Here is a 21,599-nt window from a genome sequence, read left to right as displayed (position 1 = left end):
CGTTTACCCCTTAATGGCATAGCCGACTCCGCGAACGGTATGGATCAGCTGTTTTTCGTAAGGATAGTCCAGTTTTTTCCTGATGTATCTGATATAGACGTCCACGACGTTTGTATCACCGATATAATCAAATCCCCATACCGAGCTTAAAATCTGTTCCCGGGTCAGCACTTGCTGCGGATGCTTCAGCATATAAACGAGCAAATCAAATTCCCGCGGCGTCAATTCCACCTCTTTGTCTCCGCGTCTTACTTCACGGGTTTTTTCGTTTACCCGCAACTCGTCATATGTAAGAAAAGCGCCGACATCTTCTGCTTTTGTTCCATTTTGCCGCAGCGCAGCCCTGATTCTCGCAAGCAATTCCTCGATTTCAAACGGCTTGGTGACATAGTCATTTGCACCGATATCCAGCCCTGTTACCTTATCAGGAATACTGTCGCGCGCCGTTAATAAAATGACCGGTGTTTGCTGATCCGTTTTTCTCAATCGGCGCAGCACTTCCAGTCCGCTAAGCCCCGGAAGCATGACATCAAGAAGCACGAGGGAATACCCGCCTTCCGCTGCCGCATTCAGCCCTTCTGTTCCATTGTGTTTTATGGTGATGTTATATCCTTCATATTCCAATTCAAGTTGAAGCACCCTGGCGATTTTTTCTTCATCTTCCACAATTAATATGTGTCCTTTTTCCAAATTTGATCATCCTCTCCTGTCCCTATATGAAAAAAATGATTTCATTGTTTACAAAATGATTCTTATCATCTATTATGATGTCAAAATAAAAAATTGTATACGGAAAGCACTAGGGGTGCTGTTTTGGCTGAGATAAAGCGCGAAAGAAACGCGCTTTGATCCCTTATGACCCGATCTGGATAATACCAGCGTGGGGAAGTGCAGGTTGACCGAATGGTGTATTTTTTTGTGCGCTTAATCGATCTATGACTGCATATTCCCTTAGGATATGCAGTTTTTTATTTTATCAAAAACAGGAGGATGGAGAAATGGAGCACATTTGCGGCACAAGCAGAATCGCCGGTTTTCGCTTCTCTTTATATCCGATGACGGATGATTTTATCAGTGTGATCAAGTCTGCACTGAAAAAAACAGACACATCTAGGGTTTGGACGAAAACCGACCATATCAGTACCGTCTTGCGAGGATCGATTGATCATGTATTCGACGCTGCCAAAGCCATTTACCTTTATGCGGCGAACAGCGAAAAGCACATCGTTATGAATGGCACGTTTTCCATCGGATGCCCAGGCGATACACAGGGAGATACATACCTTTCCGCAGATGATAAGCGTGTCAATGAAGATGCTGTCCGAAGCCTGAACGCGGAAGCGCCATGCCAATTTGCGCTTTATCCGATGAATAAGCCGGATTATATGGGCTTGATCATGGAAGCTGTCGACATTGCGAAAGCAGAAGGCACCTTCGTACAGGGTGTCCATTACGCGAGCGAGCTAGACGGGGATGCGCATGACGTATTCAGAACATTGGAAGCTGTTTTCCGCATGGCTGAACAGCAAACAAACCATGTAACCATGACTGTGAATCTCTCGGCTAACAGTCCATCAAGAAAAAACAGAAAGCAGGGATAAAATGAAAAGCTGGAAAGTAAAAGAAATTGTCATCATGTCCGTTATCAGTATCGTTTTTGCCGTTGTTTATTTATTATTTACGCATTTTGGAAACGTGCTTGCCGGTATGTTCGGACCAATCGCTTATGAACCGATTTACGGCATTTGGTTTATCGTTTCTGTCATCGCCGCGTATATAATCCGAAAACCGGGTGCGGCGCTAGTTTCTGAAATCATTGCCGCTCTCGTTGAATGCCTGCTGGGAAATCCGTCTGGCCCGATGGTCATCGTTATCGGCATTGTTCAAGGTCTCGGGGCTGAAGCTGTCTTTCTCGCGACACGCTGGAAAGCATACTCTCTGCCTGTCCTTCTGCTGGCAGGAATGGGATCTTCAGTCACCAGCTTTATCTACGATCTCTTTGTTTCCGGCTATGCAGCCTATTCACCAGGTTATCTTCTCATTATGCTTGTGATCCGTCTGATTTCCGGCGCGCTGCTTGCAGGGCTTCTCGGAAAAGCTGTCAGCGACTCTCTCGCTTATACGGGTGTGTTAAACGGAATGGCACTAGGAAAGGAACTGAAAAAGAAACGGAAGCGGGCATCAGAACATGCAAGCCTGTGATGAGCTCCTTAAGGTTAACAAGCTCAGCTTCTCTTATGAAGAAGACGAGAAACCGGTTTTTCAAAACATTTCGTTTGAGCTTCGTAAAGGAGAATGCGCTTTATTGCTAGGGCCAAGCGGGAGCGGAAAAAGCTCGCTCACCCTCTGTATAAACGGTCTTTACCCTGAGGCTTGCGACGGCATCCAGTCCGGACATGTATTCCTATTGCAAAAGCCGGTTACAGATACCGAATCCATCGCTCAGCATGCCGGGGTCGTCTTTCAGGACCCTGATCAGCAGTTTTGCATGCTGACGGTGGAGGACGAAATCGCTTTCGGGCTGGAAAATCTCCAGGTTCCGAAAGAAGAAATGACGAAAAAGATCGATGCCGTTTTAGAAAAATTATGTATTACCCATTTAAAAGAAAAAACGATATCCACTCTGTCAGGAGGACAAAAGCAAAAAGTTGCTCTCGCCTGTATTTTGGCAATGGAGCCTGAGCTTATTATGTTAGATGAGCCGACTTCTCTGTTAGATCCTTATTCAGCGCGGGAGTTCGTTCACATGATGAAAGATCTTCAGCGGGAAAAAGGCTTCAGCCTCCTCGTCATTGAGCACCAGCTTGATGAATGGACGCCTTGGATTGAGAGAACAATTGTGCTGGACAAATCAGGCAAAAAAGCGCTTGATGGCCGGACGAAAGATCTATTTCAGCACGAAGCGGAGATCCTAAAGGAATTGGGCATCGCGATTCCAAAAGTATGTGACCTTCAGGAAAAGCTCAGTACGCCGTTTACTTTATCAAAAAAAACGCTATTCAAAGAGCCTTTTCCTGCCGGCCATCCTAAAATGAAGGAGGCTCCTTCCGGCAAGAGTGTGCTTGAAGTCAGCAGCCTTTCGTTCGCGAGAGGACAGCAGACGATTTTCAAAGACATCAGCTTTTCATTGCGTGAAGGCTCTCTAACGGCGCTTGTCGGACCGAACGGCACTGGAAAATCCACACTCTTATCTGTCCTCGCCCGTCTTATGAAGCCGAAAAGCGGCGAGATTCATCTATATGATAAGCCGGTGCAATCGTATAAAGAAAATGAACTGCGAAAGCGAATGGGATTTGTTTTTCAAAACCCGGAGCATCAGTTTGTCGCCGATACAGTATATGACGAGCTGCTGTTCGGCCAGAAAGTAAGCGCTGAAACTAAGAAAAAAGCGCAGCACCTGCTGCATCGTTTCGGTCTTGCGCATTTGGCTGATCATCATCCGTTTGCGATCAGCCAAGGGCAAAAACGGCGCCTGAGCGTAGCTACCATGCTCATGCATGATGTAAAGGTTCTATTGTTAGACGAACCCACCTTTGGGCAGGACGCCCGCACGGCGGCTGAATGCATGGATATGATTCAGCGCATCAAGGCAGAAGGTACCGCTGTTCTCATGATTACACACGATATGGAGCTGGTCTCTTCGTATGCAGACAGCGTGCTTGTGCTTCACGACACAAGCCTGGCTTTTGACGGATCTCCAGCACAGTTATTTTCTCAGGAAACCGCGCTTGTCCAAAAAGCGAAGCTCACCCTTCCCCTCTTATATGAATGGATGGCATATCAGGAGGAGGTGCGTGATGAAGCAGCTGTTACATCTCATTAATCCGACAGTGAAAGCGGCGGCGGTTTTTTGCTGCGTTGTCATGCTGTCGTTTATTTACAACCCATACACCCCTGCGTGTTTTTATATCATCATCGTTGCGGGAGTCCTTTTGGCGGCCGGAATCCCATTGAAAAAGTGGTTTTTGTTTACGATTCCGTTTTTGATTTTGGCATTCGGATGCGTATGGACAGCCGCCGTTTTCGGCAAGGTTCCGACAACCCCTGAAAATTTCTTGTTTCAAGCCGGACCTATCTCGATCAACAGTGAGAATGTGTCTGTCGGCATTTCTCTCGGGTTTCGTATTTTGTGCTTTTCCGCCCTATCGATGATGTTTGTTTTTACGACCGATCCAATTTTATTTATGCTGAGCCTTGTCCAGCAGTGCAAGCTCTCACCAAAGCTTGCGTATGGCGTCATTGCAGGATTTCGTTTTCTTCCGCTGTTAAAGGATGAGGTCCAGCTGATTCAGCAGGCTCATAAAATCAGAGGGGGAGCGGTGGAGAACGGCTTTAAAGAGAAAATCAGCACGCTAAAGCGGTATACCATCCCGCTTTTGGCAAGCGCCATCAGAAAAGCGGAACGGACGGCGCTTGCGATGGAATCGAAAGGTTTTACAGGAAGCAGAAACCGGACATATTACCGCACACTGACCGTCAATCGACGCGACTGGCTGTTTTTTTGCCTCGTCCTCCTGTTATTCGCTGGATCTTTTCTCGTATCTTTATATTTTGCCTCATAAAAAATCCGCTATCGACGATAGCGGATTTTTTCTTATTGATGATAGTTTAATGCCTGAGCAAGATTGGTTTTGATTGTAATATTCGAAAAATCAATCCCCAGCTGTACAGCGGTTTGCGCGATTTCAGGCCTGATTCCTGACAGGGTTGACCGGACGCCGATCAAATTGAGGGCCTCAATCAATTTAAAGATTTGGTGCGCCACCATCGTATCAACTACCACAACACCTGAAAGATCGATTAACAGATGCTCCACCCGTCTTTTTGCACAAGCATGAAGGGTGTTTTCCAGAATAAACTTTGCCCGCTCGGTATCAATGTCACCAACAAGCGGAAGCAGAGCTGTTGATTTGCTTAGCGTAATGACAGGCGAGCTTAATTCCAATATCATTTCTCTCTGGGCGTTTAATTGCTGCTTGGCATTCGTTTCAGCGTGATCGACGAATGTATAAATGGTAAAATCAAAAACTCTCACAATCAAATCGGCCCATTTTTGTTTTTCTCCGGGTTCAAACGCCGACTTGTTTTCTTCTGCGAACTTCTCAAAATACTTCGTATATAATCTCCGGTTTCTCATAAACTCTCGAATGACGTACTGAACCGGAGTGTCGAGATGCTTTTGATCATTCGTCAGCTCAATGACCCACTCTTGAAATTCTTCGAGAAATTGTTTTTCCGGTAAAACATACATGTAATTCAGATGCCGGTAAAATTCTCTGTCCTGCTCTTTTAATTCTTCCGTTACTGTTGCATTATGTAAGGCGTAAAGCGAATTCGGATCACTTTCCTCCATCGTTTCTATCCATTCCTCGGCCATTTGCTCCACATGCTCTGAAAAAAACGCATATAATTTTTCATTCAGTTTCATTACACTGCTCCTTTCCCCAACACTATTATAACTTGACTGCCAGCTGAATCCCAGTCATACACGCTGAAGCTATCCAATATTTTGAAAATTGCTAATTCTTTGGGGTGTATCCTTTTTTTTCAATATGCTTCAAATGGCTCTGTCCGAGCGGTTGCTTTTTTCATATAATATGAGGCAACACCCTTGAATCCACTTGAAAGCATAAAAAAGGAGGGCTTTTTTATGAATGGTGAAATCCGCTTGATCCCGTATGTGACGAATGAGCAGGTCATGGATGCAAACGAGCTTCCTGAGGGCATTAAAGTGATTAAGGCGCCAGAAATGTGGTCAAAAGGGGTAAAAGGCAAGAATGTAAAAATTGCAGTATTGGACACGGGATGCGACACAAGCCATCCAGATTTAAAAAGCCAAATCATTGGCGGAAAGAACTTCACGGATGATGACGGCGGCAAGGAAGATGCGATTTCCGACTACAACGGACACGGCACACACGTCGCCGGAACGATTGCAGCTAATGATTCAAACGGCGGCATTTCAGGAGTTGCGCCTGAGGCAAGCCTATTGATTGTGAAGGTTCTTGGCGGTGCAAACGGCAGCGGACAGTACGAATGGATTATTAACGGCATTAACTACGCTGTGGAACAGAAAGTCGATATCATCTCAATGTCCCTAGGCGGACCAAGCGATGTGCCGGAGCTGAAAGAAGCGGTGGAAAACGCCGTCAAAAACGGAGTGCTTGTCGTTTGTGCAGCGGGAAATGAAGGTGACGGCGACGAACGCACAGAAGAGCTTTCCTACCCTGCGGCTTATAATGAAGTCATCGCAGTTGGATCTGTTTCCGTAGCGCGAGAATTATCAGAATTTTCTAACGCGAATAAAGAAATTGATCTTGTGGCACCGGGAGAAAATATATTATCCACCCTTCCTAACAAGAAGTATGGTAAGCTTACCGGCACTTCAATGGCTGCCCCACATGTCAGCGGAGCGCTTGCTTTAATCAAAAGCTATGAAGAAGAATCATTTCAAAGAAAGCTTTCTGAACCTGAGGTTTATGCACAGCTGATCCGCAGGACACTTCCGCTTGATATTACAAAAACGCTGGCAGGTAATGGATTCCTGTATTTGACCGCTCCTGATGAGCTTGCAGAAAGAGCAGAGCAATCACATTTAATGACCCTATAAAATTATTTTTCTTATATAATATATATCAAATTTTGTAAATAAAATTTCAAATTCTATGTTGACAATGAATTTGAATTACTGTTAAGATTACCAACAAATGATTCAACTTTTCAAAAAATTAATAACATTTTCTCTTATCGAGAGTTGGGCGAGGGATTGGCCTTTTGACCCCAACAGCAACCGACCGTAATTCCATTGTGAAATGGGGCGCACTGCTTTTCGCGCCGAGACTGATGTCTCATAAGGCACGGTGCTAATTCCATCAGATTGTGTCTGAGAGATGAGAGAGGCAGTGTTTTACGCAAAAAAAGCCTCTTTCTCTCATGGGAAAGAGGCTTTTTGTTGTGAGAAAACCTCTTAGCAGCCTGTATCCGCGGGTTAACGAGAGTGTTTTACATATAAAGGAGGAGAAACAATGACAACCATCAAAACATCGAATTTAGGATTTCCGAGAATTGGACTGAACAGAGAATGGAAAAAAGCACTTGAAGCGTATTGGAAAGGCAACACTGATAAAGATACGTTTTTAAAGCAAATCGACGACCTATTTTTATCCGCAGTAAAAACACAAATTGACCAGCAAATTGATGTTGTGCCTGTTTCTGATTTCACACAGTATGACCATGTACTCGACACAGCAGTCAGCTTCAACTGGATTCCGAAACGATTCAGACATTTGACTGACGCTACCGATACATACTTCGCTATCGCCCGCGGAATAAAAGACGCCGTTTCCAGTGAAATGACAAAATGGTTTAATACAAACTACCATTACATCGTGCCTGAGTATGACGAGAGCATTGAATTCCGCCTGACAAGAAACAAACAGCTCGAAGACTATCGCCGGATCAAACAGGAATACGACGTAGAAACCAAACCTGTGATTGTCGGCCCTTATACATTCGTCACGCTTGCTAAAGGCTATGAACCGTCTGAAGCAAAAGCGATCCAAAAACGATTGGTGCCGCTATACGTACAGCTTTTGAAAGAGCTTGAAGAAGAAGGCGTAAAATGGGTTCAAATCGATGAGCCGGCGCTTGTTACCGCCTCTAGCGAAGATGTCCGCGGCGCAAAAGAATTATTTGAAAGCATGACTAGTGAGCTTTCATCATTGAATGTGCTTTTGCAGACGTATTTTGATTCTGTTGAAGCTTATGAAGAGCTGATCTCTTATCCGGTACAGGGAATTGGCCTTGATTTCGTTCACGATAAAGGCAGAAACCTCGAACAGCTGAAAACACACGGCTTTCCGACAGACAAAGTGCTGGCAGCCGGCGTGATCGACGGACGCAACATTTGGAAAGCGGATCTTGAAGAACGCCTTGATGCCGTTCTTGATATCCTCAGCATTGCAAAAGTCGATGAGCTGTGGATTCAGCCTTCCAGCAGCCTGCTGCATGTTCCGGTAGCGAAACACCCTGATGAGCATTTGGAGAAGGATCTGCTGAACGGATTATCCTATGCAAAAGAAAAACTAGCCGAGCTGACAGCTTTGAAAGAAGGTTTAGTATCAGGAAAAGCGGCAATCAGCGAACAAATTCAGCAGGCTAAAACCGATATTCAGGCGCTCAAACAGTTTGCAACAGGTGCGAACTCTGAACAAAAGAAAGAGCTTGAGCAATTAAACGATAAAGACTTCAAGCGCCCGATTCCGTTTGAAGAACGTTTAGCCCTGCAAAATGAATCTCTCGGCCTTCCGCTTTTGCCGACGACTACGATCGGGAGCTTCCCGCAGTCTGCTGAAGTGCGGAGCGCACGCCAAAAATGGCGGAAAAACGAGTGGTCTGATGAACAGTATCAAAACTTTATCAATGCAGAAACAAAAAGATGGATTGATATTCAAGAAGAATTGGAACTTGATGTCCTTGTCCACGGTGAATTTGAACGGACAGACATGGTCGAATACTTCGGTGAGAAGCTGGCCGGCTTTGCCTTTACAAAATACGCTTGGGTTCAATCATACGGCTCACGCTGTGTCCGCCCGCCAGTCATCTACGGAGATGTTGAATTTATTGAACCGATGACGGTGAAAGACACGGTATATGCACAATCATTGACTTCCAAGCATGTAAAAGGAATGCTGACGGGTCCGGTTACGATCTTAAACTGGTCTTTCCCTCGAAACGACATTTCGAGAAAAGAAATCGCATTCCAAATCGGGCTAGCCCTTCGCAAAGAAGTAAAAGCGCTTGAAGACGCAGGCATTCAAATCATTCAAGTCGATGAACCGGCGCTACGCGAAGGCCTTCCATTGAAAACCCGCGATTGGGATGAGTATTTGACTTGGGCGGCAGAAGCATTCAGATTAACCACTTCTTCCGTGAAAAACGAGACGCAAATTCATACACATATGTGCTATAGCAACTTCGAAGATATCGTTGATACGATCAATGATCTTGATGCCGATGTGATTACAATCGAACACAGCAGAAGCCACGGAGGATTTTTAGATTACTTAAAAGACCATCCTTATTTGAAAGGGCTCGGCCTTGGCGTATATGACATTCACAGCCCTCGGGTGCCGTCAACTGAAGAAATGTACGACATTATCGTTGATGCGCTCGCCGTCTGTCCGACTGACCGTTTCTGGGTAAACCCAGACTGCGGTTTGAAAACAAGACAGCAGGAAGAAACGGTTGCAGCATTGAAAAACATGGTTGAAGCCGCAAAACAGGCAAGAGCTCAGCAAAAACAGCTTGTATAATATAGAAATGGCCATCTGCCTTTGGCAGATGGTTTTTCTATTAGAAAGCGGGAATCGGTTTCCGATGCTCCCCATCCCCTTCTTTTACTATTTTGGCTGTTCCATTTTTATCAAATTCCACAACACTCAATGATGTATCATGTATGTATGCAGAATTCCATATGTCATTAATGCGTCTTCTCTTGATGATATTTAACAGCATTAATATAAAAACAGAATGGGTAACCAAGAGAACATTACCGGAAGAATGACGGTCTAAAATCGTTTGGAGAGCCAGCCTCACCCGGCTTTCAAGATCAAAAAACGTTTCACATCCCGGCTGGCGATAAGCTTCGGGATGATGTAAATAAGCATGAAAAAGATCAGGTTCGCTTCTTTCAATATCCTCTTGTTTTTTTCCTTCCCATGAGCCTAGTGACATTTCTCTAAACATATGATCTTTAACCAGCGGGGGCCGGCGCGATCCCAGTATAGTTTTTGCCGTCTCTTCCGTCCGTTTGCTCGGACTGAAGTAAACCTGATTGAATTCAACATCCTTCAGACGCTCCCCAAGAGCGCGGGCGTTGTAGAGGCCAAGTTCTGTTAAATCAGAATCCAGCCAGCCCTGCATCCGTTTTTCCACATTCCATTGCGTCTGTCCGTGCCTGGCAATATATAAATGCAGCATGATCATCCCTCCACTTTTCTCCTCTTTATCTTAGCAAATCCCTCCAAATATTTTGTTTATTTTGTACTGTTTGAGAATATTCTTTGCACTTCTTTTCGGCTATACTTATAGCACTCAATTGATTGGAGGGTTTAGAATGAATCATGAAAAATTCTTACAACAGGCTGTCGACCTCGCTCGTGAAGGAGTGAATGCAGGAATTGGCGGGCCTTTCGGAGCCGTTATTGTGAAAGACGGATCGATTATTGCCGAGGGACAGAACAACGTCACGACAAGCAATGATCCGACTGCCCACGCGGAAGTGACGGCTATTCGGAACGCCTGCAAAGCGCTTGGAACATACCAGCTTGATGACTGCATTTTGTATACGAGCTGTGAGCCATGCCCAATGTGCCTGGGCGCCATCTACTGGGCCCGGCCGAAAGCCGTTTTCTTTGCAGCAACGCACACAGACGCTGCCGAAGCCGGTTTTGATGATTCATTCATTTATAAAGAAATTGATAAACCTGCTGAAGAAAGGACGATCCCCTTTTATCAAGTGACTCTTATGGAGCATTTATCCCCGTTTCAGGCATGGCGGGATTTTGCCAATAAGAAAGAATATTAAAAGGATCAGGCATGTGCGGCCTGATCCTTTGTTAAATCGCTGAAAAGCCGCTGTGCCCGTGAGCACTTCGGATTGGCATTCAGCGCTTTTTGAGCATACAAAACAGCAGTCATAGGCTGGTGCAATTCAGCATAACAGACACCGAGCCAGCAGCTTGATCTAAAATCGGCTGCTCCTTTCACCTGTACGTACAGATGATTTTCACTAGTGGTCTGCAGGCAAGCTTCAAACGCTGTGATCGCTTCTCTGACTTTTTTAAGCTGATACATGATGATCCCTTTATAATAGTGAAGCGTGCAGTAATCCGGATAATGCGCCAGTGCTTCATTGATATCCTGTTCCGCTTCTTCGTACCGCTCTGCGTCAATTAATAATTTATACTTTAAATAATAGTAAGCAGGAGGCGGAATTAGCTTTTTTCTTTTATGTTCATTGATACAATCGCTCGCAAGCCAAAGAGCTTTATCATGTTCGTTTCCTCTGTCATATTCAGCTGCTTTCTGAAAAATGAGAGACGGATCAGCGGAGGATGTCAGCAATGCTGCATTCAATAAGCTCATGTTGCGTTGATGCTTTTGCTGTGCCTCCCGCTCTAAATACCCGTAATGGTGAATGATACATGGAAGCGAGAAAGTGGCGCTTGCCTCTTCTCCCTCCGGCCTTTCACAAATCCTTCCCGTAAACGTGATGTTTCGCTGATTGCGGAGCAGTCTGATCTGCCTTTGTTCGAGCGCTTCATTTGCATCCCATTGCTTTCCTGTATAGTTCAAGACCTTCACGCAACCAAGAGGCGGCAGGCTGTCAGTCAGCAGTGAAGGCAATAGGCTGCCTGTGTCGGGGTCTAGTTCTTCATCGGCATCCAAGATCAATATCCATTCTCCCTTGGCATGCTGCAGGCTCGCATTTCTCGCCTGTGAAAAGTCCTGTTCCCATTTATGATGATAAATCTGGGCATGAAAGCTGCTGCAAATATCTTCCGTACGATCATTCGATCCGGTATCAACCACAATGATTTCGTCAGCAATATGCTGCACACTCTCTAAACAGCGGGCGATATGGCGTTCTTCATTTTTCACAATCATACATACTGACAGCTTCGGTCTCTTCATGTGCTCACCTTTTCTCTAGTCTGAATTCACCTATACTACATGTATTCACACTTCGAAAAGATCATGCCCGCTCCGCATGCTTCCGCACAAAAAAACATCCTGAGAACCCTCAGGATGCCGGTCATTATTTTAATTCTAATTTCACATCAATATTTCCTCTAGTTGCCTTTGAATAAGGGCAGAACTCATGAGCCGCATTGACAAGCTCCTGCGCCTTGTCCCGATCCAAATCTTTCGTGTTCACAACAAGTGTGACGCCGATTTTAAACCCATCGTCGCTCTCATCTTTCATGAGGCTGACCTGCCCTTCAATTTCCGAATCGATTTCGATATTCTGCTCTTTGGCCACGTGTTCGAGCGCGCCGCCGAAGCATGCAGCGTATCCTGCCGCAAAGAGCTGTTCCGGGTTAGTGCCGGTTTGTCCTTCTTTTTTCGCGTTTGGCATCACAATATCAAAATCAAGAACGCCGTCATCTGAAGTAATATGTCCTGCCCGTCCGCCTCGCGCGGTTACTTTTGCTGTAAATAATGCCATTTGTATTCAGCCTCCTTATTTATATCTAGTTGTTATATTTCCCTTTCAGAGCTTTTTAAACATGCTATGTTTGCCGAGAATAGGAAAAGTGATATTTTTCAGATACAATAGAATGGAATGTCAGAAAGAGTTGGTGAACAAGATGGAAAATGAATTTGATCATATGAAATTGGAGAATCAGCTATGTTTTTTGCTTTATGCGAGTTCGCGGGAAATGACAAAGCAATACAAGCCGCTGCTTGAAAAGCTGAATGTGACGTACCCTCAATATTTGGTCTTGCTTTTGCTATGGGAACACGAAACGCTTACTATCAAAAAGATGGGAGAGCTGCTGTATTTAGATTCGGGAACGCTCACTCCGATGCTAAAACGAATGGAGCAGCAGGGTTTGATTACGAGAAATAGATCTGAAGAGGATGAGCGGTCCGTGTTGGTTAGCCTGACAGAGGACGGGGAGTTATTAAAAGAAAAAGCGGCTGACATCCCGCGGACGATCCTAGGGCTTTCAATGCAGTCCGGAGAAGACCTGAAGCAGTTAAAATCGGCTCTATATACATTGCTGGAAACACTTCATCAAAAAAAATGAGGATGCCTTATACGAGGCATCCTCATTTTCTCTTATTCAGCTACTTCAAGCGTAACATCAATATTTCCGGAGGTTGCTTTTGAATACGGGCAGACACCGTGCGCTTTTTGCACAAGAGCCTGTAATTCCGATGCACTGACTCCTTTTCCTTTCACCTGCAGCGTCACACCCAATTTATAGCCTTGATCCGCTTCATCTTTTAACAGGCTGACATGCGCTGTAACCTCTGTCTCCACCTTCACTCGTTCTGTTCTTGCTACAAGCTGCAGGGCGCTGTCAAAGCAAGCTGCGTAACCCGCCGCAAACAGCTGCTCCGGATTAGTCGCTTTTTCTAATTTCTTTGCTCTTGGTGTCCCCGGCATCGCGACATCAAGCTCAAGTACGCGGTCTGATGAGATCACCTTTCCTTCCCTTCCTCCTACCGCTGATACTGATGCTGTAAATAATGGCTGACTCATGTGTCATTCCCCCTATATATATTTTACACAATTAAATTGTACACAATATAATTTCTGGTGTCAATTTATTGGTGCATAAAAAAAGCTTATCCCTTTGCGAGATAAGCTTTTTTCATCGAACATTGCCCCGCTACTCGCGGATTTGCCCAGTTCCTTTAATGATGTATTTTGTAGAAGTCAGTGCAGGAAGCCCCATTGGCCCTCTTGCATGAAGCTTTTGCGTGCTGATGCCGATTTCGGCTCCGTAGCCGAATTCAAAGCCGTCGGTAAAACGGGTTGACGCGTTATGATAGACCGCTGCAGCATCGACAGCCGTCTGAAAATAAGCCGCGTGCTTGTCATCTTCAGTTAAAATCGCTTCCGAATGATTCGTGCCGTATGTTTGGATATGCCTCACAGCTTCTTGAACGTTCTCTACCGTCTTTACGCTGAGGACAGGCGCTAAGAATTCAGTTTCCCAATCTTCTTCTGACGCTTGTTTGCTTGAAGGATGAAGCTCACATACAAATTCATCACCGCGAATGTCAACGCCTGCGTTTTCCAGCTGAACCAGCAATTCCTTCCCGTGCCGCTCCGCCCATGCCTTGTGGATCAGCAGTGATTCAATCGCGTTGCATACGGAAGGCCGCTGCGTTTTGGCATTTACGACGACCTTTTCAGCCATTTGCGGTTTGGCCGTTTCGTCAATGAAAATGTGGCAGTTCCCCGCTCCGGTTTCTAATACAGGGACTGTTGATTCTCTTACAACGAGATCGATCAGTTTCTTGCCTCCGCGCGGAATCAATACGTCTAAGCCATCATTTAACGTAAAGAGCTCTTTGGCCGTCTCTCTGCTTGTATCCTCAATCAGCTGCACAGCGTGAATCGGAAGTGCTGATTGCTCAAGTGCCCTGTGAATAACACTGACGAGTGCTTTGTTGCTGTGGATGGCTGAGGAGCTCCCCCTCAGAACAACCGCGTTCCCTGTCTTCAGGCAGAGGGTAGCCGCATCAACTGTGACATTTGGCCTCGCCTCATAAATCATTCCCACGACACCGAGCGGCACACGGATTTTTTCAATAAACAAGCCGTTTTCCTTTTCAATCGTTTCAAGAGATTCGCCGACGGGGTCCGCCAAGTCGATTAAGAGCTCTACCGCGTCCGCGATGTCGCGAATGCGTTTCTCATCCAGTGTGAGACGGTCAATGACATCCGGTGTTAAACCATTTTCTTTTCCGTTTTTAATGTCTATTGCATTCTCCGACAAGAGAAAATCCAGTTCGTTGCGGAGTCCGTTTGCAATGAGACTGAGCGCCTCATCCTTTTCGGCCGTTGTTTTCATGATCATTTCGGCTGCTGCTTCTTTCGCCAGCTTTGCTTTTACAGAAACTTCACTCATTTTTCCGCCTCCTAGTCTTTTAAATTGACCCAGTCATTCCTGTGAATAACCTCAAACGTTTTCTCTAAACCAAGTTCATCGCTTCGTTTGCCTCTGGCCTCCATAATCTCCTCGGAGGAGTAATGTGTTTGGCCTTTGCCGATCACGCCGCCCGGTCCCCTGACTTCCACGACAGCACCTTTCGGAAAGTTCCCTTTCACGCCCACAACGCCAGCCGGCAGCAGACTGCTTCCGTTATGGATCATCGCTTCCTCGGCACCAGCATCAATGAGGATCTCTCCTGATATCGGCGAGTGGAACTGAATCCACTGTCTCGTGTTGTTAACCGAGGATAGTTCTTTGTCTCCGATATACGTACCGTCTCCCCTGCCGTCCAAAATGTCCGCAAGCTTTTGCTCTCCGCTGCCTGTTCCAATGAACACTTTCACTCCAAGAGACAGCGCGGTTTGTGCGGCTAACAGCTTTGATTTCATTCCGCCGGTGCCGACCTTTGATCCGGCTGAACCCGCATATCCCAGCAATTCAGGCGTGATCTCCGGCAAATAATCAAATCGTTTCGCCTCAGGATTTTCATTCGGATTGGCGTCATACAGCCCATTAATGTCCGTGAGAATCATGAGCTGGTCTGCATGAATCAATCCGCTGACTAACGCAGAAAGCATGTCATTATCCCCGAATGTCAATTCTTCAACAGATGTAGAATCGTTTTCATTGATAATCGGAATGACGCCGCGCTCCAGTAATTCCATAATCGTTGCATACGCGTTTCGATACCGTTCTCTTTTCGAAAAATCATTTCTCGTTAACAGAATTTGTCCCGGAGTCAGTGCGAATTGTTTGAATTGATTCATATATTGCTGCATTAACAGTGTTTGTCCGACCGCGGCCGCCGCCTGTTTCCCTTTAATAGTAACGGGGCGGGACGGATAGCCGAGGCTGGAAAACCCTGCCGCTACGGCTCCCGAGGTAATCAGAATCATTTCATGTCCCGCTTTTTTCAACAGGGAAATGGCCTGTACATGCTCGCTGATTTTTGCCTCATCAATGCTTCCGTTGCTATTCGTGAGCGAACTGCTTCCTATTTTCACTACTATTCTTTGTTTTTTCATTTATTCTCCTCCGCGGCTCTTCGCCAGGCAACTTACAATAAAAAAACCCATTTCATCCTGATTCATAAGGACGAAATGGGTTTCCGTGGTACCACCTTGATTGAACGCGCTTATGCACGCTCCGCTTTCCTGTAACGCCAGGTTACGCGCTTAGGTTTTCCCCCTAAGACTCCAAGGCAGGTTCGGCAGGTTTCATGCGGCAAAATGTTTCAGCGATTCATTTTGCTCTCTGTCACAGAAAGGTCTGCTTACTAATCCTCTTCAACGCTCAATGATTTTTTTATATTATGCAAAGAAAAAAGAGTCTTGTCAAGGTTTTTTGTCACTAAAAAGAGCCCGCATGGCGCGGGCATCCTGCCGTCTAGTTAAAGACGATTGTTTTATTTTCGTGAACGATGACGCGGTCTTCCAAATGCCATTTCACAGCACGGGCAAGCACGCTTCGTTCAATTGTTCTGCCAATGTTTTTCAGTGCTTCCGCATTGTCGCGGTGGTCTACGCGCTCAATATCCTGTTCAATGATCGGCCCTTCGTCCAGATCGTTTGTGACATAGTGAGAGGTCGCTCCGATCAGTTTCACGCCGCGCTCGTAAGCCCGTTTGTACGGATTCGCACCGATAAAAGCAGGCAGGAACGAATGGTGGATATTGATAATGCGATTCGGATGAGCCGAAACAAAGTCAGGGGTTAAGATCTGCATGTAACGAGCGAGAACGATCACGTCAATCTCGTATTGCTCAAGCAGTTCAAGCTGTTTCTTTTCGACTTCCGCTCTGATGTCTTTGTTCGCTTTCATATAATGGAATGGAATGTTCAGCCTTTCAACCAGCTCTCTCGCTTCCTCATGGTTGCTGATGACAACAGCGATTTCCGCCATAAGGTTGCCGGTTTGCCATTCCCAAATCAGCTCATGCAGGCAGTGAAGCTCCTTTGAGACAAAAATGGCGACGCGCTTCAGCTCGCTTGCCAATGTTAAGCTCCATGTCATGTCGAATTTGCCCGCAACAGACGCAAACGCCTCCTGCAGTGTTTCTTTTTTCTCACGAATGCCCGCGCAGTCGAATTCGATTCTCAGGAAGAACCGGCCGCCTTCAGGGTCGGTCGTGTATTGATTTGATTCTATAATATTGGCGCCGTGTTCAAATAAAAACGCGGAAACCGCGGAAACGATCCCCGGCTGGTCGGGACAGCTGACCAAAAGGCGCCCTTTATCCTCATTTCCGTCACGGTATGCGTTTAACCGCTGAGTCATATATGATTTCATGAATAATCCCTCTTATCTTTGTAAGTCTAAACTATTTATCCATTATACTGAAGATTTGATAAAAATCAATTTATGACAGAATTTTTAAACCAACCGCTGAGCATAAAATCAACGCGATAAAGAAGATCCGTTTGGCGTCTTTCGGCTCCTTGTAAAAGAGGATGCCGACAAGCGCTCCTCCGGCGGTGCCAATCCCTGTCCAGACCGCGTAAGCCGTTCCCATCGGAATGGTTTCCATTGCATACGACAGCAAGGAAAATGATGCGGCAAAACCAACAATGATCAACAGCACCCATTTCACGCTTTTTTCTTTCGCATATTGGTTCATAAGGGCCACGCCGGCCATCTCCAAACAGCCCGCGCATAATAAGCTGATCCAATGCAGCATTATGCCTCGCCTCCTTTTTCCTCTGTCTCATCCTGTGTCACAAGCTTCAATCCGATTACACCGATTAAGAGCACGCCGATTAACAAAAGCTTCGGCCATCCAACCGGCTCGTGAAACAGAATGATTTCACTCAGCACGGTTCCTGCCGTGCCAAGCCCGGTAAAGACGGCATACACGGTTCCGACAGGCAGACTGTTTGTCGCCTTCATTAAAAGGTAAAAGCTGACTATGATACCGACGGCAGTGCCGCCCCACGTTAAGGCTGAGTCAGCGTGCTTTAAGCCGACCACCCAAACAACCTCGAAAACGGCGGCAAACACGACTAATCCCCATTTCATTTCAAATCATTCCTTTCTATCTATTAATATTCTCCGAAAACAAAAAACCCCGGACAGTCGTCTCACATGAGATTGACTCTCCCGGGCTTTTTTCCCTCCGTGTGCATACACGCCTCTATTTACGCGTATGTGTTTTCTCTCGGACCAGTCCATATCCATTGACATGCGGAACCCTAGAAAACTTTACCTGACATCATGATACTATAACTTGGCTCTTTCTTTCAATTGTTAGATTTTCTTTCATATACCGCGATCGGTTTATTCCACTTTCTGATCGTTCTATCGTAAAGCATGCCAATTTTCTCCGCTACCCGTATGGACGCTTTGTTATCGGGGTCAATCAATGCCGCCATTTTGCCAAACAGCCGCTCGTTGAAGCCGTAATCCAGGCATGCCCGAGCCGCCTCTTGCGCATAGCCGTTCCCCCAGTGGCGGCGCGCAAACATATAGCCGATTTCCATTACTGTTTGATTTTCGACCTGCTGGGGCACGATGCCGCATTGTCCCAAAAAATCCCCTGTCTGTATGTCTTCTGCGATCCACAGACTGACGCCGTAGCCTTTCTCATTTCGTTTGTTCCAATTGATCCACTCGCGTGTTTGCCTCTTGTCTTTTAAACCGGAATAATATTTCATGACATCAGGATCGCTAAAAAGCTCAAACAAAGAGGCTTGATCCCTGTCTTCCATACAGCGCAAACGAATGCGATCGGTCACAAGTTTCGTTTTAGCGCTCATATTTCGCCACATCCTGTTTCCATTCTTTTTTGAGGGCTTCAATATGTGCTTGATGATAGCGGTTATGATCCGCCATATGCCAAATGCCCCACCGTACGGTCGCGGTGTCACCATCGTAAGAAAGCGGCTGATGCAAATCATGTTCAGTTAAGGTGTGACAAACCGATTTCAGCTCATTTACCACGAGCTGATGTCTTTTCAGGAGCTCATCTAATCCCGGCTGATTCACCGGTTCTGGCAGCCGTCCGCTTTCATCAGTCATCGGGCCGTATGCCTGTTCAATATGATCCGGTATCCGGTTTTCCTTGATTCGCCAGACCCATCTGATATCAACATTTGTGATATGGTGCAAAAGCTGAGCCGTGCTGTTTTTTGTTTGGCAGTGCCACTTATAGTAAAGTTCACTGTGTGTCATGTGACTTACAATAGAAGCCATACGGAGACTGTTTTCTTCCACTGCGGAATACAGAAGACTGACCGTCGGCGCCATGTCGTTTCTAATAAATAAGTCTTTCGTGTTCAGTTCCCCTCCTACCTAGGTACATTTGACGCCAAACAAAAATTCCCTTTAAAAAAGAAAAAAGCTCTCGTTAAAACTAGAGAGCGATCTTAATTGTTATTTCCCGGTTTATATAAATAAGGATCATGCTGCGGTTCATTTGCGGTATTCAAATCAAGCGATATATCGCCGCGGGCATTCATTGTTCCAAGGGTGATTGACGACAGCAGCTTGGGGCTGTACCCTTTTTCCTCGAGCCTCTCAAACAGCCATGATCGGTTTTTTTGGAGGTATTTCAAATTATGATCAAGGATTTCGCCATCCAGTATGAGTGGAATCGGGATAAAATTCCGTTCAGCTTCCATATTCAAATCCCGCACCTGCACCGCTCTCGCCTCCTCTTTTGGGATGACGCTTACTTCTCCCGTTTCTTCAATGATGGCAAGGTCAATGTCAGCAGGATCGGCATAGCCCTTTTCCCTCAGCTTGCCGAGCAGTTCATTAACCGTCAGCCTTTCTTTGCGCAAGCCGTGTTCATCAATGTCGCCATTACGAATTAAGACAGTCGGGCTTACGACCAGCAGCCATCGCCATTTATTAGAAAGAGAGAGCTTGCTCATCAGCAGATAAAGCACCAAAAAAGCGCCTGCGTAATAAATTGACATCGGCAGCTTGGATGTAAGAATCGGTTCACTGATAATGGTGCCGATCGCGAAGGTCAAAAGCAGATCAAAATTATTCATTTGTGACACGGCTTTTTTACCGGCAAGCCGAAACAGAATATACGCAATCGAAAATACGATAATTGGCTTCAGTAAAAATGCCCATACCAACCACAACACTGATCTTTACCTCCATCCGCTAGTCATATTGAGCCTATTGTGCCCCGAGGCAGAGCCTCTATGCATCATACCCTTTATCCCAGTATTTAAATAGGCGAACGTGCACTCAGCAGGCACATAACATAATAGAAAGTGACATCGATTGGAGGCTCAATATGAAACATCAGCAAACAAATGCCCATTGGCCCTATGATCTGTCATCAGCACCCCACCCCGGCGGCTACAAGGAACAGCATACTTTCGACAGATTAGCTGGTTTAGAGCTGAAAATGGAGCAATTGATCAGAGTGATTGAAATAAACAATGAATTGCTGAGAACGCTGCAAGAACAGCAAAACCATGTTTGCACGAGCGGCGGCGGATCAGTGATTGTCCGAATGTAGAAGCAGGCGTTTGTCCGCCTTTTTCTATCTCAATAAAAAACTCTTCTCTGAAAGGAGAAGAGTTTACATGTATGTGATTAAACGGACTGTGCCATGCTTAATTGCGGGCCGAATAGCTCATAATGGATAGACTCCGGAGCTGATCCGAGTTCTTGTACAAGTTTATGCATCGCCGTAATAAATGACGATGAACCGCAAATATAATAATCCGCATCTGTATTAGCAATCAGTTCTTTGAGGAACTGCTGATCAATCTGCCCTTCATGAAATTGAAGATCACCTGCACGGTCTTCCTCTGTCGGCTCGCGATACACAAATGCTGTTTTGACAGAAGAATGGCTTGCCGCTTCTTCTACTTCATGACGCAATGCGTGGTATTCACTGTTTTTCGCGGCATGAATGAACAGAATCTGCCGTTCAGGCTGCTTAGAAACAGACGTTTTCAGCATGCTGATCATTGGTGTAATGCCGACCCCGGCACTGATTAGAACAAGATCTCTTTGTGATGAAGAATCTAAAACAAAGTCCCCTGCCGGTGCGCTGACCTCTATTGAATCGCCCTCACGCACGCCATCGTGTAAATAGGAAGACACGACACCGTCTTTTTTCACTGAAATTCGATAATAGTCTTTTCCCGGCATATCTGACAGGCTGTATTGGCGGATATGCGTATATTCAGAATCAGGAATCCGCACTTTGATGCTGATATACTGCCCTGCTTGAAATTCAGGTAACGGCTTGCCGTCTTCCGGTTTCAGATAGAAGGATGTGATTTCTTTGCTTTCCTGCTCTTTTTTCGCAATGACGAACGGCTTATACTCCTTCCAGCCGCCGGCTTGCTGCTCAGCCTGCTCATACATTTCTTTTTCAATTCCGATGAATGCGTCAGCGATTACACCGTACGCTTTCTCCCACGCCTGCATAATGTCAGGTGTCGCAGCGTCTCCCAGAACATCTTTAATCGCAATCAGCAAATATTTTCCGACGATCGGATAATGTTCAGCCTTAATTCCGATGCTGCGGTGCTTGTGTCCGATTTGTTTGACGACCGGAATGATATTTCCAAGCTGGTCAATATTTGCCGCAGCTGCAATAACGGCATTTGCAAGTGCAGCGCGCTGTGTTTTTTTCTTTTGGTTCGTTTGATTAAAAATGTTTAGAAGTTCTGGATGGTCTTGGAACATCAGTTCGTAAAAACGGCCAGTGATCGTTTCTCCATGCTGTTGTAATACCGGTACAGTGCTTTTAATAATTTCGATTGTTTTGTTATCTAGCATCGTATAAACAATCCTTTCGAAAAGATGTATTTAGAATATATCTTTAAAATACATGATCTTACGAATAAAAGATATATCTGAAATGAATCTTTAAAAAAGTTGTCACAA

At 45.7% G+C, this 21,599-nt stretch carries 24 protein-coding genes, 3 riboswitches and 1 other annotated feature; of the genes, 9 read left to right on the top strand and 15 right to left on the bottom strand.

All coding sequences use genetic code 11. The features are described 5' to 3' along the window. Positions 1 to 3: 3 nt before the first annotated feature. On the bottom strand, positions 4 to 690 hold the full coding sequence (gene ykoG, locus EFK13_RS07405; protein WP_129505928.1) for a two-component system response regulator YkoG: 687 nt from the start codon (positions 688 to 690) through the stop codon (positions 4 to 6). A gap of 101 nt (positions 691 to 791) precedes the next feature. Next, a riboswitch (TPP riboswitch) is annotated at positions 792 to 904 on the top strand. A gap of 94 nt (positions 905 to 998) precedes the next feature. On the opposite strand from ykoG, the gene thiU reads away from it, so the two are divergent. The 4 genes from thiU to thiX are packed head-to-tail and all read left to right on the top strand — an operon-like array spanning position 999 to position 4,562. Then, complete coding sequence (gene thiU / locus EFK13_RS07400) at positions 999 to 1,601, top strand: HMP/thiamine ABC transporter substrate-binding protein ThiU (protein WP_129505929.1); 603 nt, start codon at positions 999 to 1,001, stop codon at positions 1,599 to 1,601. 1 nt (position 1,602) lies between these two features. Beyond that, complete coding sequence (locus EFK13_RS07395) at positions 1,603 to 2,202, top strand: ECF transporter S component (protein ID WP_129505930.1); 600 nt, start codon at positions 1,603 to 1,605, stop codon at positions 2,200 to 2,202. Beyond that, the gene (locus EFK13_RS07390) at positions 2,189 to 3,823 is read left to right on the top strand and encodes an ABC transporter ATP-binding protein (protein WP_129505931.1); all 1,635 of its coding nucleotides are present in this window, start codon (positions 2,189 to 2,191) and stop codon (positions 3,821 to 3,823) included. Before EFK13_RS07395 ends, EFK13_RS07390 begins: the two co-directional genes overlap by 14 nt. Continuing rightward, positions 3,798 to 4,562 carry an HMP/thiamine ABC transporter permease ThiX gene (thiX, locus tag EFK13_RS07385; protein ID WP_129505932.1) on the top strand — a complete coding sequence of 255 codons (765 nt, stop codon included), beginning with the start codon at positions 3,798 to 3,800 and terminating at the stop codon, positions 4,560 to 4,562. Before EFK13_RS07390 ends, thiX begins: the two co-directional genes overlap by 26 nt. Before the next feature lie 32 nt (positions 4,563 to 4,594). Here thiX and rsbRB read toward each other — a convergent pair whose 3' ends face one another. After that, complete coding sequence (rsbRB, locus tag EFK13_RS07380) at positions 4,595 to 5,428, bottom strand: RsbT co-antagonist RsbRB (RefSeq protein ID WP_129505933.1); 834 nt, start codon at positions 5,426 to 5,428, stop codon at positions 4,595 to 4,597. A 222-nt stretch (positions 5,429 to 5,650) separates the two neighbouring features. Here rsbRB and isp point away from each other — a divergent pair, with 222 nt between their 5' ends. Together isp and metE are read left to right on the top strand one after the other, a co-directional pair. Then, positions 5,651 to 6,610 carry a serine protease Isp gene (gene isp / locus EFK13_RS07375; protein ID WP_129505934.1) on the top strand — a complete coding sequence of 320 codons (960 nt, stop codon included), beginning with the start codon at positions 5,651 to 5,653 and terminating at the stop codon, positions 6,608 to 6,610. Positions 6,611 to 6,741: 131 nt separating this feature from the next. Continuing rightward, a riboswitch (SAM riboswitch) is annotated at positions 6,742 to 6,897 on the top strand. Positions 6,898 to 7,025: 128 nt separating this feature from the next. Then, on the top strand, positions 7,026 to 9,314 hold the full coding sequence (gene metE / locus EFK13_RS07370; RefSeq protein ID WP_129505935.1) for a 5-methyltetrahydropteroyltriglutamate--homocysteine S-methyltransferase: 2,289 nt from the start codon (positions 7,026 to 7,028) through the stop codon (positions 9,312 to 9,314). 40 nt (positions 9,315 to 9,354) lie between these two features. Here metE and EFK13_RS07365 read toward each other — a convergent pair whose 3' ends face one another. Next, positions 9,355 to 9,981, bottom strand: a complete 627-nt coding sequence (locus EFK13_RS07365; RefSeq protein ID WP_129505936.1) for a histidine phosphatase family protein — start codon at positions 9,979 to 9,981, stop codon at positions 9,355 to 9,357. A 136-nt stretch (positions 9,982 to 10,117) separates the two neighbouring features. Between EFK13_RS07365 and guaD the strand changes: the two genes are divergently transcribed. Next, positions 10,118 to 10,588 (top strand): guanine deaminase, encoded by a 471-nt coding sequence (gene guaD, locus EFK13_RS07360; RefSeq protein ID WP_129505937.1) that lies wholly within the window; start codon positions 10,118 to 10,120, stop codon positions 10,586 to 10,588. A 5-nt stretch (positions 10,589 to 10,593) separates the two neighbouring features. Here guaD and EFK13_RS07355 read toward each other — a convergent pair whose 3' ends face one another. Continuing rightward, positions 10,594 to 11,697, bottom strand: coding sequence for a glycosyltransferase family 2 protein (locus EFK13_RS07355; RefSeq protein WP_129505938.1), 1,104 nt, complete (start codon positions 11,695 to 11,697; stop codon positions 10,594 to 10,596). Positions 11,698 to 11,821: 124 nt separating this feature from the next. Continuing rightward, the gene (gene ohrB / locus EFK13_RS07350) at positions 11,822 to 12,232 is read right to left on the bottom strand and encodes an organic hydroperoxide resistance protein OhrB (RefSeq protein WP_014113533.1); all 411 of its coding nucleotides are present in this window, start codon (positions 12,230 to 12,232) and stop codon (positions 11,822 to 11,824) included. 142 nt (positions 12,233 to 12,374) lie between these two features. Between ohrB and ohrR the strand changes: the two genes are divergently transcribed. Then, entirely contained in the window at positions 12,375 to 12,818 is a 444-nt protein-coding gene (ohrR, locus tag EFK13_RS07345) for an organic hydroperoxide resistance transcriptional regulator OhrR (RefSeq protein WP_129506157.1), read from the top strand. A gap of 32 nt (positions 12,819 to 12,850) precedes the next feature. Here the strand turns inward: ohrR and EFK13_RS07340 are convergent, their stop codons facing one another. The 9 genes from EFK13_RS07340 to EFK13_RS07300 form a co-directional block, all read right to left on the bottom strand. Further along, positions 12,851 to 13,276 carry an organic hydroperoxide resistance protein gene (locus tag EFK13_RS07340; protein ID WP_010333956.1) on the bottom strand — a complete coding sequence of 142 codons (426 nt, stop codon included), beginning with the start codon at positions 13,274 to 13,276 and terminating at the stop codon, positions 12,851 to 12,853. Positions 13,277 to 13,406: 130 nt separating this feature from the next. Next, positions 13,407 to 14,654 carry a glutamate-5-semialdehyde dehydrogenase gene (gene proA, locus EFK13_RS07335; protein ID WP_129505939.1) on the bottom strand — a complete coding sequence of 416 codons (1,248 nt, stop codon included), beginning with the start codon at positions 14,652 to 14,654 and terminating at the stop codon, positions 13,407 to 13,409. 11 nt (positions 14,655 to 14,665) lie between these two features. Next, positions 14,666 to 15,763, bottom strand: coding sequence for a glutamate 5-kinase (gene proB / locus EFK13_RS07330; protein ID WP_129505940.1), 1,098 nt, complete (start codon positions 15,761 to 15,763; stop codon positions 14,666 to 14,668). A gap of 63 nt (positions 15,764 to 15,826) precedes the next feature. After that, positions 15,827 to 16,037: a binding site (T-box leader), on the bottom strand. 87 nt (positions 16,038 to 16,124) lie between these two features. Beyond that, positions 16,125 to 17,027 (bottom strand): formyltetrahydrofolate deformylase, encoded by a 903-nt coding sequence (gene purU, locus EFK13_RS07325; protein ID WP_129505941.1) that lies wholly within the window; start codon positions 17,025 to 17,027, stop codon positions 16,125 to 16,127. A gap of 70 nt (positions 17,028 to 17,097) precedes the next feature. Then, a complete protein-coding gene (gene ykkD / locus EFK13_RS07320) occupies positions 17,098 to 17,415 on the bottom strand; it encodes a multidrug efflux SMR transporter subunit YkkD (protein WP_003218500.1) in 318 nt (105 codons plus the stop codon). Beyond that, the gene (ykkC, locus tag EFK13_RS07315) at positions 17,415 to 17,753 is read right to left on the bottom strand and encodes a multidrug efflux SMR transporter subunit YkkC (protein WP_129505942.1); all 339 of its coding nucleotides are present in this window, start codon (positions 17,751 to 17,753) and stop codon (positions 17,415 to 17,417) included. Before ykkC ends, ykkD begins: the two co-directional genes overlap by 1 nt. Before the next feature lie 76 nt (positions 17,754 to 17,829). Next, positions 17,830 to 17,941: riboswitch (guanidine-I (ykkC/yxkD leader) on the bottom strand. A gap of 33 nt (positions 17,942 to 17,974) precedes the next feature. Beyond that, entirely contained in the window at positions 17,975 to 18,490 is a 516-nt protein-coding gene (locus EFK13_RS07310; protein ID WP_129505943.1) for a GNAT family N-acetyltransferase, read from the bottom strand. Next, positions 18,480 to 18,980, bottom strand: a complete 501-nt coding sequence (locus EFK13_RS07305; protein ID WP_129505944.1) for a DinB family protein — start codon at positions 18,978 to 18,980, stop codon at positions 18,480 to 18,482. Before EFK13_RS07305 ends, EFK13_RS07310 begins: the two co-directional genes overlap by 11 nt. Before the next feature lie 119 nt (positions 18,981 to 19,099). After that, positions 19,100 to 19,831, bottom strand: coding sequence for a DUF421 domain-containing protein (locus EFK13_RS07300; RefSeq protein ID WP_129505945.1), 732 nt, complete (start codon positions 19,829 to 19,831; stop codon positions 19,100 to 19,102). Between the two features lie 155 nt (positions 19,832 to 19,986). On the opposite strand from EFK13_RS07300, the gene EFK13_RS07295 reads away from it, so the two are divergent. Then, complete coding sequence (locus EFK13_RS07295) at positions 19,987 to 20,214, top strand: hypothetical protein (RefSeq protein WP_129505946.1); 228 nt, start codon at positions 19,987 to 19,989, stop codon at positions 20,212 to 20,214. A 77-nt stretch (positions 20,215 to 20,291) separates the two neighbouring features. Here EFK13_RS07295 and hmpA read toward each other — a convergent pair whose 3' ends face one another. Further along, positions 20,292 to 21,491, bottom strand: a complete 1,200-nt coding sequence (gene hmpA, locus EFK13_RS07290) for an NO-inducible flavohemoprotein (protein WP_129505947.1) — start codon at positions 21,489 to 21,491, stop codon at positions 20,292 to 20,294. Between the last annotated feature and the right edge of the window lie 108 nt (positions 21,492 to 21,599).

Origin of the sequence: Bacillus cabrialesii (assembly GCF_004124315.2) — a bacterium.
In the GTDB taxonomy this organism is placed as follows: Bacteria; Bacillota; Bacilli; order Bacillales; family Bacillaceae; genus Bacillus; species Bacillus cabrialesii.
This window is presented reverse-complemented; position numbering and strand designations above follow the sequence as displayed.

Coding starts and splice junctions, on each gene's coding strand:
- thiU (WP_129505929.1), top strand. CDS start 999: ATGGAGCACATTTGCGGCACAAGCAGAATCGCCGGTTTTCGCTTCTCT.
- EFK13_RS07395 (WP_129505930.1), top strand. CDS start 1,603: ATGAAAAGCTGGAAAGTAAAAGAAATTGTCATCATGTCCGTTATCAGT.
- EFK13_RS07390 (WP_129505931.1), top strand. CDS start 2,189: ATGCAAGCCTGTGATGAGCTCCTTAAGGTTAACAAGCTCAGCTTCTCT.
- thiX (WP_129505932.1), top strand. CDS start 3,798: ATGAAGCAGCTGTTACATCTCATTAATCCGACAGTGAAAGCGGCGGCG.
- rsbRB (WP_129505933.1), bottom strand. CDS start 5,428: ATGAAACTGAATGAAAAATTATATGCGTTTTTTTCAGAGCATGTGGAG.
- isp (WP_129505934.1), top strand. CDS start 5,651: ATGAATGGTGAAATCCGCTTGATCCCGTATGTGACGAATGAGCAGGTC.
- metE (WP_129505935.1), top strand. CDS start 7,026: ATGACAACCATCAAAACATCGAATTTAGGATTTCCGAGAATTGGACTG.
- EFK13_RS07365 (WP_129505936.1), bottom strand. CDS start 9,981: ATGCTGCATTTATATATTGCCAGGCACGGACAGACGCAATGGAATGTG.
- guaD (WP_129505937.1), top strand. CDS start 10,118: ATGAATCATGAAAAATTCTTACAACAGGCTGTCGACCTCGCTCGTGAA.
- EFK13_RS07355 (WP_129505938.1), bottom strand. CDS start 11,697: ATGAAGAGACCGAAGCTGTCAGTATGTATGATTGTGAAAAATGAAGAA.
- ohrB (WP_014113533.1), bottom strand. CDS start 12,232: ATGGCATTATTTACAGCAAAAGTAACCGCGCGAGGCGGACGGGCAGGA.
- ohrR (WP_129506157.1), top strand. CDS start 12,375: ATGGAAAATGAATTTGATCATATGAAATTGGAGAATCAGCTATGTTTT.
- EFK13_RS07340 (WP_010333956.1), bottom strand. CDS start 13,276: ATGAGTCAGCCATTATTTACAGCATCAGTATCAGCGGTAGGAGGAAGG.
- proA (WP_129505939.1), bottom strand. CDS start 14,654: ATGAGTGAAGTTTCTGTAAAAGCAAAGCTGGCGAAAGAAGCAGCAGCC.
- proB (WP_129505940.1), bottom strand. CDS start 15,763: ATGAAAAAACAAAGAATAGTAGTGAAAATAGGAAGCAGTTCGCTCACG.
- purU (WP_129505941.1), bottom strand. CDS start 17,027: ATGAAATCATATATGACTCAGCGGTTAAACGCATACCGTGACGGAAAT.
- ykkD (WP_003218500.1), bottom strand. CDS start 17,415: ATGCTGCATTGGATCAGCTTATTATGCGCGGGCTGTTTGGAGATGGCC.
- ykkC (WP_129505942.1), bottom strand. CDS start 17,753: ATGAAATGGGGATTAGTCGTGTTTGCCGCCGTTTTCGAGGTTGTTTGG.
- EFK13_RS07310 (WP_129505943.1), bottom strand. CDS start 18,490: ATGAGCGCTAAAACGAAACTTGTGACCGATCGCATTCGTTTGCGCTGT.
- EFK13_RS07305 (WP_129505944.1), bottom strand. CDS start 18,980: ATGGCGCCGACGGTCAGTCTTCTGTATTCCGCAGTGGAAGAAAACAGT.
- EFK13_RS07295 (WP_129505946.1), top strand. CDS start 19,987: ATGAAACATCAGCAAACAAATGCCCATTGGCCCTATGATCTGTCATCA.
- hmpA (WP_129505947.1), bottom strand. CDS start 21,491: ATGCTAGATAACAAAACAATCGAAATTATTAAAAGCACTGTACCGGTA.